Genomic DNA, 8,243 nt, shown 5'->3' with positions numbered 1-8,243 from the left:
TCCCCGCGCCCCCGCCTGCCCTCTGGCGGCGCGCCGAGCGGGTGGGGGCCGCCCGCGCCGGCCCCCCCGCCCCCCACCCCGTTCGGTCGGTCGGTCGGTCGTCCGGACGACCGGACGGACGGCCGACCGACGGGCGGATCAGTCCTCGGTGACCGCGTTCTCCGCGAGGATCGCCCTGAGCCGGGTGGTGCGCGGCTGCGCCGGGCGCTCGGCGACGGCCTGGGCGAGCGCCGGGCCCGCCGCGTGGACCACCGACAGGTGCCGCTCGCCGCGCCCGAAGGCCGTGTAGACCCACTGCCGGGAGAGCGCCGCCCCGGCGTCCTCCGGGACCACGACCACTGCGGCGGGCCAGCGGCGGCCCAGCGCCTGGTGGACGGTCAGCGCCCAGCCGTGCCGCAGCCGGCCGGCCTCCGCGGGCGGGACGGTCCGGCGCGAGCCGTCCGGGAACTCCAGGTGCAGTCCGGCCGCGTCGCCGTCCAGCACCCGGGCCGGGCGGGTGACCCCGGGGGCGGGGGACTCCACCACCCGGTCGCCCGGGTCGAAGCCGCCGAACCGGCCGGGGCCGGGGTTCAGCCGGGCCTTCGCGGCCGCGTTCAGCGCACGGGTGCCGGCCGGGCCGCCGTGGCCCGGGGTGAGCAGCACCACCTGCTCGGCGGGGATGCCGAGCGCGCGCGGGATGGAGTCGGTGAGCAGCTGGACGGCGCGGTGGACGGCCTCGCCGCCGTCCTTGGCGGCCACGATGACCACCTCCTTCTCCGGCGCCTCGACCGGCTGCAGCTCGCCGACGCCGACCCCGGACACCAGCTCGCCGATCGGGCCGAAGTCCGGGGTGCGGGAGGCGACCGCCGGGCAGGCCTTGGCGGCCAGCAGGTCGGCGAAGAACCGGCCGGGGCCGGCCGACCAGAGCTGGCCCGGATCCCCGCTGAGCACCAGCCGGGTGCCGTCGGCGAGCGACTCCAGGACGGTGGCGGCCAGTTCGACGTCCAGCAGCGGCGCGTCCAGCAGGACCAGGAGGTCCAGCGCGAGCGTGCCGTCGGCGGCGCGGCCGGGGCCGGCCGTACCGGACAGCAGCTCGGCGAGGGTCACCACCGGCGTCGCGGCGGGGGAGAGGGCGTCGAAGGAGTCCCGGCCCTGGTCGGTCCAGGTGGCGGCCCAGGCCCGCAGCCCGAGCCCCGTCGCGGCGGCGAGCAGCGCGGCCGGCTCGGCCCTAGCCGCGTCGCCACCGGTGTGCAGCACCAGGGCGCTCCCGGCGACGGCCCGGATCAGGGCGGTCGAGGAGGAGGACGGCGCGGCTTCGGCGGCGGCCTCCCAGGCGGCGGGGCCGGGAGCGGCGGGTGCGGGAGCAGCGGGTTCGGGTTCGGCGGACTCCCCGGAGCTCGCCTCCGGGGACGGCTCCCCGGCATCCGGCTCCTCGCCCTCCTCCTCCCCGTCGTCCTCGCCCGGCACGAAGGTGGCCATCAGCTGGAGCAGCTTCTCGGCGAGGCTGTCCTCCGCCATCGCCGGACCCTCCAGGGCAAGCAGCATCCGGGTCGGCGGCTCGGCCTCCTCCTCGTCGCTGCTCGGCGCCGGGGCGCCGGGTCCGGTCAGTTCCTCCTGGAAGGACAGCAACCGCCCCTCGGCGACGGCCTCCGCGATCGCGGCGAGCGGGTCCGGGACCCGGAGCCGTTCCAGTCCGGCGACCACGTCCTTCGCGTCCTGGGCCGAGTGCCCGCGCAGCGCCGCCTGCTCCAGCAGCCAGACCACCAGGGCCCGGGCGCGTCGCTCGTCGTCCGGGCCGACCGAGGTGCCGAGCAGGCCGCGGGCGAAGTGGTCCGCGTGCTCGGGGCGCACACCTGCGAGCCCGAGGACCGCCCACGGGTCCTCGCGCAGCTGCTCCGCGGCCCCCTCGCCGAGCGCGGCCACCGCGGCGGCGGCCAGGTCGGCGGGGGCGCCACCGGCGGTCAGCACCGCGGTGGTCTCCCGGAGCGCGTCCGCGCTCGGTGCGGCGGCCCGCATCGGCGCGGCGACCGGGGGAGCGGCCGGCCGGGCGGCCGGCGGGGCCACCGGGGCGGCCGGGGCGGCCGCGGCCGGTTCAGCCGCCGAGGGAGCAGCCGTCGCCTCATCGACACCCGGCTCGGAAGCCACCGGCGCGGCCCCCTCGGCTCCGGACGCCTCGGCCCCGGACCCCTCGGCCTCCGAAGCCCCCGAAGCCCCCGAAGCCGTCGGAGCCTTCGGAGCGGAAGGCCCGAGCCGGTGGGCCCCCGGCCGTGCCTCCTGCTGCTCGATCCGGCGCATCCGCGCCACGATGTCCGCGATCGTCGCCTGGTCGGGCGCGGCCGCGGCCGCAGCCCCCTCCGGAGCGCCGTTGCCCGTGCCACTCATCGTCGTCCGCTCCAAAGCTCACTCCACTGCACGTTCTGCACTGCTCGTTCTGTACCGCGTCGTTCTGTACCGCTTGTTCTGTACCGCGTCGTTCTGCACCGCACGTTCTGCTCGACCGCCCGGCGCCAGGGCTACAGCTCCGTCCACCCCTGGTCCGGGTAGCGGTGCACCGGCGACGAGATGTCGTCCAGCGCGCCGCGGATCTCACCCGGAAGCGTAAGCGCCTCCACTGACAGCGCCGCCTGGAGCTGCGCCACGGTGCGCGCCCCGATCAGCGCGCTCGCCACCCCGGGCCGGTCCCGGACCCAGGCCAGCGCGACCGCGAGCGGACTGCTGGCGAGCCCGTCGGCGGCGGTGGCGACGGCGTCGACGATCCGCCGGGAGCGCTCCCCGAGGTAGGGCTGGACGAACCCGGACAGGTAGGGCGAGGCGCCGCGCGAGTCCTGCGGGACGCCGTGCCGGTACTTGCCGGTGAGCACCCCGCGGCCGAGCGGCGAGCCCGCCAGGATGCCGACCCCGGCGTCGAGGGCGGCGGGCAGCGCCTCGCGCTCGATGCCGCGCTGGAGCAGCGAGTACTCCACCTGGGCACCGGCCAGCGGCATCCGGTCGTGGTGGGCGCGCTGCCAGGTGGCGGCCTTGGCGAGCTGCCAGCCGCTGAAGTCGCAGACGGCGGCGTAGCGGGCGCGGCCGGAGGAGACGGCGATGTCGAGGGCGCTGAGGGTCTCCTCCAGGGGCGTGGTCGGGTCGAAGGCGTGGACCTGCCACAGGTCGACGTAGTCGGTGCCGAGCCGGTGCAGCGAGGCGTCGAGGGCGGCGAGCAGGTGGCCGCGGGAGCCGTCGAAGCGGCGGGCGGACTCGGGGACGCTGCCCGCCTTGGTGGCGATGACGAGTTCGGAGCGGGGGACGAGGCTGTCGGTGAGGCGGGAGATCAGGTACTCGGCCCCGCCGTCGGCGTACACGTCGGCGGTGTCGACCAGGTTTCCGCCGGCGTCGACGAACTCCTTGAGCTGCTCGGCGGCTTCGTGCTCGTCGGTGTCGCGGCCCCAGGTCATGGTGCCGAGACCGAGGCGGGAGACCTGTAGGCCGGTACGGCCGAGGTGACGCTTTTCCATCGGACGGGCCCTCCACTGGCCGGTGGCACCGGTGGCCCGGTAGCCCCGGTGAACGTGCAGGTGGGGAGAGCGCTCCCCACGTCGGCTGAGCGTAGCGGCCGGTCCCCGGGCAGGGGTGCCGACCCGCAGAACGATCAATGCGGCGGGTGTGACCCAGACCACCACTACCCGTCAGTAGCATGACCTGGCCGGACGCGGTTACGCTCGCCGGCAAGGCCCGCCCGACGTGCTGGCACGCCCCGCCCGACCGGCCACGACGCCCGCCCGACTGGCCACCGGGCCCACCCGACTGGAAGGTTCGGCACATGCGACTCGGCATCAACCTCGGCTACTGGGGACTCGGCATGGACGCCGACAACATCGCGGTGGCCCAGGAGGCGGACCGGCTCGGCTACTCGGTCTGCTGGGCGGCGGAGGCGTACGGCTCGGACGCCGCGACGGTGCTGAGCTTCGTCGCCGCGAAGACCGAGCGGATCGACGTCGGTTCGGCCATCTTCCAGATCCCGGCCCGCACCCCGGCGATGACCGCGATGACCGCCGCGACCCTGGACACCCTCTCCGGCGGCCGCTTCCGGCTCGGCCTCGGCGTCTCCGGCCCGCAGGTCTCCGAGGGCTGGTACGGCGTGAAGTTCGACAAGCCGCTCGCCCGCACCCGGGAGTACGTGGAGATCATCCGCAAGGCGATGTCCCGCGAGCGCCTGGTGCACGAGGGGGCGAACTGGACCCTGCCGCTGCCCGGCGGCCCGGGCAAGCCGATCAAGCTGACCGTGCACCCGGTGCGCGAGCAGATCCCGCTGTACATCGCCGCGATCGGCCCGAAGAACCTGGAGCAGACCGGCGAGATCGCCGACGGCTGGCTCGGCATCTTCTTCGCCCCCGAGCACGCCGCGCTCTCGCTGGACCCGTTGAAGGCCGGGCGCGCCAAGGCCGGCAAGTCCCTGGAGGGCTTCGACCTCTGCCCGACCGTCACCCTCGCGGTCGGCGAGGACATCAAGGCCGGGGTCGATTCCCAGCGTTCCTACGCCGCCCTGTACATCGGCGGCATGGGCAGCAAGGAGAAGAACTTCTACAACCAGCTGACCCGGCGCATGGGGTACGAGCAGGCCGCCGACGAGATCCAGGAGAAGTACCTGGCCAAGGACTACGCGGGCGCCGCGGCCGCCGTCCCGCACGACCTGATCGACGCCACCTCGCTGATCGGCGACACCGCCCGGATCGCCGACCGGATGCAGGCCTACGCCGACGCCGGCGTCACCACGCTGACCCTGGCCCCCGCCGGCTTCACCCTCGACGAGCGGATCCAGGCGCTGCGCACCGGCGTGGAGGCGCTGGAGCGGGCCGGACTCGCCTGATCCGCCGGAGGGGTCCGAGCGGCACTACAGCCAGTCGTGCCGCTTGAACACCCGGTGCAGCACCACGCAGACCAGCGCCATCAGCGACAGCACCGCCGGGTAGCCCCAGGGCTGGTGGAGCTCGGGCATGTCGTCGAAGTTCATCCCGTACACGCCCGCGATCATGGTCGGTACGGCGGCCAGCGCCGCCCAGGCCGAGATCTTCCGCATGTCGTTGTTCTGCTGCACGCTCACCTGGGCCAGGTTGGCGCCGAGGATGTCGGACAGCAGCCGGTCCATGCCCTCCACCTGGTCGTTCACCCGGGCCAGGTGGTCGGCGACGTCCCGCAGGTAGGGGGCGGTCTCCGGCTGGACGAAGGGGGCGCCGCGCTCCAGCCGCAGCATCGGTTCCAGCAGCGGGGCGACGGCCCGGCGGACGGTCATCACCTGGCGCTTGTAGCCGTAGATCCGCCCGGCGGTGTCGCGGCCGACCCGGCCGGGGGCGAAGACGTCCGCCTCCAGTTCGTCCAGGTCGGCCTGGAGCGCGGTGGCCACCTCGACGTAGCCGTCCACCACGGTGTCGCAGACCGAGTGCAGCACCGAGCTGGGCCCGTAGCGCAGCAGTTCGGGTTGCCGTTCGAGCCGGGCCCGAAGGCCGCTGAGCGGGGTGTCCTCGCCGTGCCGGACGGTCATCACGAAGTCCGGGCCGAGGAAGACCATCACCTCGCCGCTGGTGACGGTACGGGTGTCGGGGTGGTGGCCGAGGGTCTTGAGGGTGACGAACAGCGAGCCCTGGTAGGCCTCGACCTTGGGGCGCTGGTGGGCGCTGACGGCGTCCTCGACGGCCAGCGGGTGCAGCGCGAACTCCTTGCCGACCCGGTCGAGTTCTTCGGTCGTCGGTTCGAACAGGCCCATCCAGACGAACGCTCCCGGGCCGGCCGCGCGCGCGGTGGCGAGCGAGTCGGTCAGGTCCTCGGAGGTCCCGAGCCGGCGGCCGTCCCGGTACGCGGCGCAGTGCACGATCATGCGGGCCATTGTCCCCCGGACCGCACTCCACGGCGGGGTCCGGAGGCCGTAGGCTGAGCCCCATGCCCACCCTGTTGCTCGTCCGTCACGGCCGCTCGACCGCGAACACCGCCGGGATCCTGGCCGGTTGGACCCCCGGCGTGGACCTGGACGACACCGGGCGCGCCCAGGCCGCCGCGCTGGCCGGGCGGCTGGCCGGGATCCCGCTGGCGCTCGCCGTCAGCAGCCCGCTGGAGCGCTGCCGGCAGACCCTGGAGCCGCTGCTCGCCGCCCGCCCCGAACTGGGCGCGCCGACCGAGGACGAGCGGCTGGGGGAGTGCCACTACGGCGAGTGGACCGGCCGCCCGCTGGCGGAGCTGGCCAAGGAGCCGCTCTGGCGCACTGTGCAGGACCACCCCTCCGCCGCGGCCTTCCCGGGCGGCGAGTCGCTGCGCGCGCTGAGCCACCGTACGGTCGACGCCGTCCGCGAGTGGAACGCGAGGATCGCCGACGAGCACGGCGAGGACGCGGTCTGGATCGCCTGCTCGCACGGGGACGTGATCAAGGCGGTGGTGGCCGACGCGCTCGGCCTGCACCTGGACCACTTCCAGCGGATCAGCGTCGAGCCCTGCTCGGTTACCGCGATCCGCTACACCCCGCAGCGGCCCTTCGTGCTCAGAACGGGCGACACCGGCGACCTCGCCTCGCTGGCGCCCCGGCCCTCCGCCGCCCCGGCCACCCCGGCGGGTGACGCGGTGGTCGGCGGTACGGCCTGAGCGGCGCCGCCCGCCCCACGCACCCGGCCCGCCCCACGCGCCCCGTCCGAACGGCGCGCGACACCGTCCGGGTCGGCGGGTGCCACCCCGTCCGCGGCCCCCGGCTCGGCTCCCCGACCGGGGCCCGGAGGTCGTAGGGTGACTGGTGAGTGCCCCGTAGTCCGACCACCCGCCCAGGTGGACAACCCCGCGATCCCGCTTGGCGGATCCGCACCGACCGACACGATCCGGAGCTAGAGCGTGCCCCGTCAGGTCTTCTTCTACGACCAGCCCGAACGGTTCGTGGCCGGCACCGTCGGCCAGCCCGGCGCCCGGGCGTTCTACCTGCAGGCCAGCGCCCGGGGCCGGATCACCAGCGTGCTGCTGGAGAAGACCCAGGTCGCCGCGCTCGCCGAGCGCATCGAGGAGGTCCTGGACGAGGCGCTGCGACGCAGCGGGGGCGACTCCGCCATCCCGGCCGCCGCGCCCCAGGACCTGCTCGACACCGCCCCGCTGGACCTCCCGCTGGAGCAGGAGTTCCGGGTCGGCACCATGGCCCTGGCCTGGGACAGCGTGGACGCCTGCCTGGTGGTCGAGGCCCAGGCGCTGGTGGAGGAGGACGAGGAGGAGGACGGCGAGGAGGCCGCCCTCCAGGACGACGAGAACGGCCCGGACATGCTGCGGGTGCGGCTGTCCGGCGCGATGGCCCGGGTGTTCGCCAAGCGCGCGCTGGACCTGGTCGCGGCCGGCCGCAAGCCCTGCCCGTTCTGCAACCTGCCGCTGGACCCGGAGGGCCACCTGTGCCCGCGCGCGAACGGCTACCGGCGCTGAACACCGAGACCCCGCCGCAGGCCGACCCGGCGGCGGCCGCCGCCCTCGCCGCCGACGTGCCCACCGCCCTGGCGCTGCTGCGCCGGGGCGGGCTGACCGTGCACGGCCGGCTCACCGAGGCCTCCAACGCCGCGCTGTACTGCACCGTCGAGCACGACGGGCTGAGCGCCCAGGCCGTCTACAAGCCGGTGGCGGGCGAGCGCCCGCTGTGGGACTTCCCGGACGGCACCCTGGCCGGCCGCGAGCTCGCCGCGTACGAGCTGTCCGCGGCGACCGGCTGGGAGCTGATCCCGCCGACCGTGCTGCGCGACGGCCCGCACGGGCCGGGCATGGTGCAGCTGTGGGTCGAGCCCGACCCGGAGGCCGAGCCGCTGCTGGCGCTGCAGGACCCGGCCGGCCCGGAGGAGGGCTGGCTGCCGATCGTCCGGGCCGAGGTCGAGGGCGGCCGCACCGCGCTGCTGGTGCACCACGACGACCGGCGGCTGCGCCGGCTCGCGGTGCTGGACGCGGTGCTCAACAACGCCGACCGCAAGGGCGGCCACCTGATCCCGGCCGCCGACGGCCGGGTGTACGGCATCGACCACGGCGTCACCTTCAACACCGAGGGCAAGCTGCGCACCCTGCTCTGGGGCTGGGCGGGCGACCCGCTGCCCGCCGAGGCGCTGGAGGTGCTGGCCGGGCTGGCCGAGCAGTTGGAGGGGGCGTTGGCCGAGCGGCTGGCGCCGCACCTGACCGCCGCCGAACTGGACGCCACCCGCGCCCGGGTGGCCGGGTTGCTCGGTTCGGGCAAGCACCCGCTGCCCTCCGAGGACTGGCCCGCGATCCCCTGGCCGCCGGTGTAGCGCTGG

The 8,243-nt window shown here is 75.5% G+C and carries 7 protein-coding genes; 4 read left to right on the top strand and 3 right to left on the bottom strand.

Going from position 1 to position 8,243, the window contains the following annotated elements:
- Window positions 1-138: 138 nt before the first annotated feature.
- Both ACFXOZ_RS18530 and ACFXOZ_RS18525 read right to left on the bottom strand, forming a co-directional pair.
- Complete coding sequence (locus ACFXOZ_RS18530) at window positions 139-2,124, bottom strand: helix-hairpin-helix domain-containing protein (protein WP_380591459.1); 1,986 nt, start codon at window positions 2,122-2,124, stop codon at window positions 139-141.
- A 368-nt stretch (window positions 2,125-2,492) separates the two neighbouring features.
- Window positions 2,493-3,473, bottom strand: coding sequence for an aldo/keto reductase (locus ACFXOZ_RS18525; protein WP_375897027.1), 981 nt, complete (start codon window positions 3,471-3,473; stop codon window positions 2,493-2,495).
- Window positions 3,474-3,778: 305 nt separating this feature from the next.
- On the opposite strand from ACFXOZ_RS18525, the gene ACFXOZ_RS18520 reads away from it, so the two are divergent.
- Complete coding sequence (locus ACFXOZ_RS18520) at window positions 3,779-4,825, top strand: LLM class F420-dependent oxidoreductase (RefSeq protein WP_380524693.1); 1,047 nt, start codon at window positions 3,779-3,781, stop codon at window positions 4,823-4,825.
- A 24-nt stretch (window positions 4,826-4,849) separates the two neighbouring features.
- Here ACFXOZ_RS18520 and ACFXOZ_RS18515 read toward each other — a convergent pair whose 3' ends face one another.
- Window positions 4,850-5,839, bottom strand: a complete 990-nt coding sequence (locus tag ACFXOZ_RS18515; protein WP_375897022.1) for a magnesium and cobalt transport protein CorA — start codon at window positions 5,837-5,839, stop codon at window positions 4,850-4,852.
- A gap of 53 nt (window positions 5,840-5,892) precedes the next feature.
- On the opposite strand from ACFXOZ_RS18515, the gene ACFXOZ_RS18510 reads away from it, so the two are divergent.
- From ACFXOZ_RS18510 to ACFXOZ_RS18500, 3 genes are all read left to right on the top strand, one after another.
- Window positions 5,893-6,585 carry a histidine phosphatase family protein gene (locus ACFXOZ_RS18510; RefSeq protein WP_380524694.1) on the top strand — a complete coding sequence of 231 codons (693 nt, stop codon included), beginning with the start codon at window positions 5,893-5,895 and terminating at the stop codon, window positions 6,583-6,585.
- Window positions 6,586-6,825: 240 nt separating this feature from the next.
- Window positions 6,826-7,395: a DUF3090 domain-containing protein gene (locus tag ACFXOZ_RS18505; RefSeq protein WP_375897016.1), complete on the top strand. Its 570-nt coding sequence runs from the start codon at window positions 6,826-6,828 to the stop codon at window positions 7,393-7,395.
- A 56-nt stretch (window positions 7,396-7,451) separates the two neighbouring features.
- Entirely contained in the window at window positions 7,452-8,237 is a 786-nt protein-coding gene (locus tag ACFXOZ_RS18500) for an SCO1664 family protein (RefSeq protein ID WP_375897030.1), read from the top strand.
- The last annotated feature ends 6 nt before the right edge of the window (window positions 8,238-8,243 follow it).

The organism is Kitasatospora sp. NPDC059160 (genome assembly GCF_042755465.1).
Taxonomy (GTDB): domain Bacteria; phylum Actinomycetota; class Actinomycetes; order Streptomycetales; family Streptomycetaceae; genus Kitasatospora.
The sequence above is the reverse complement of the archived record's forward strand: the minus strand, read 5'-3'. Positions and strand labels throughout refer to the sequence as shown.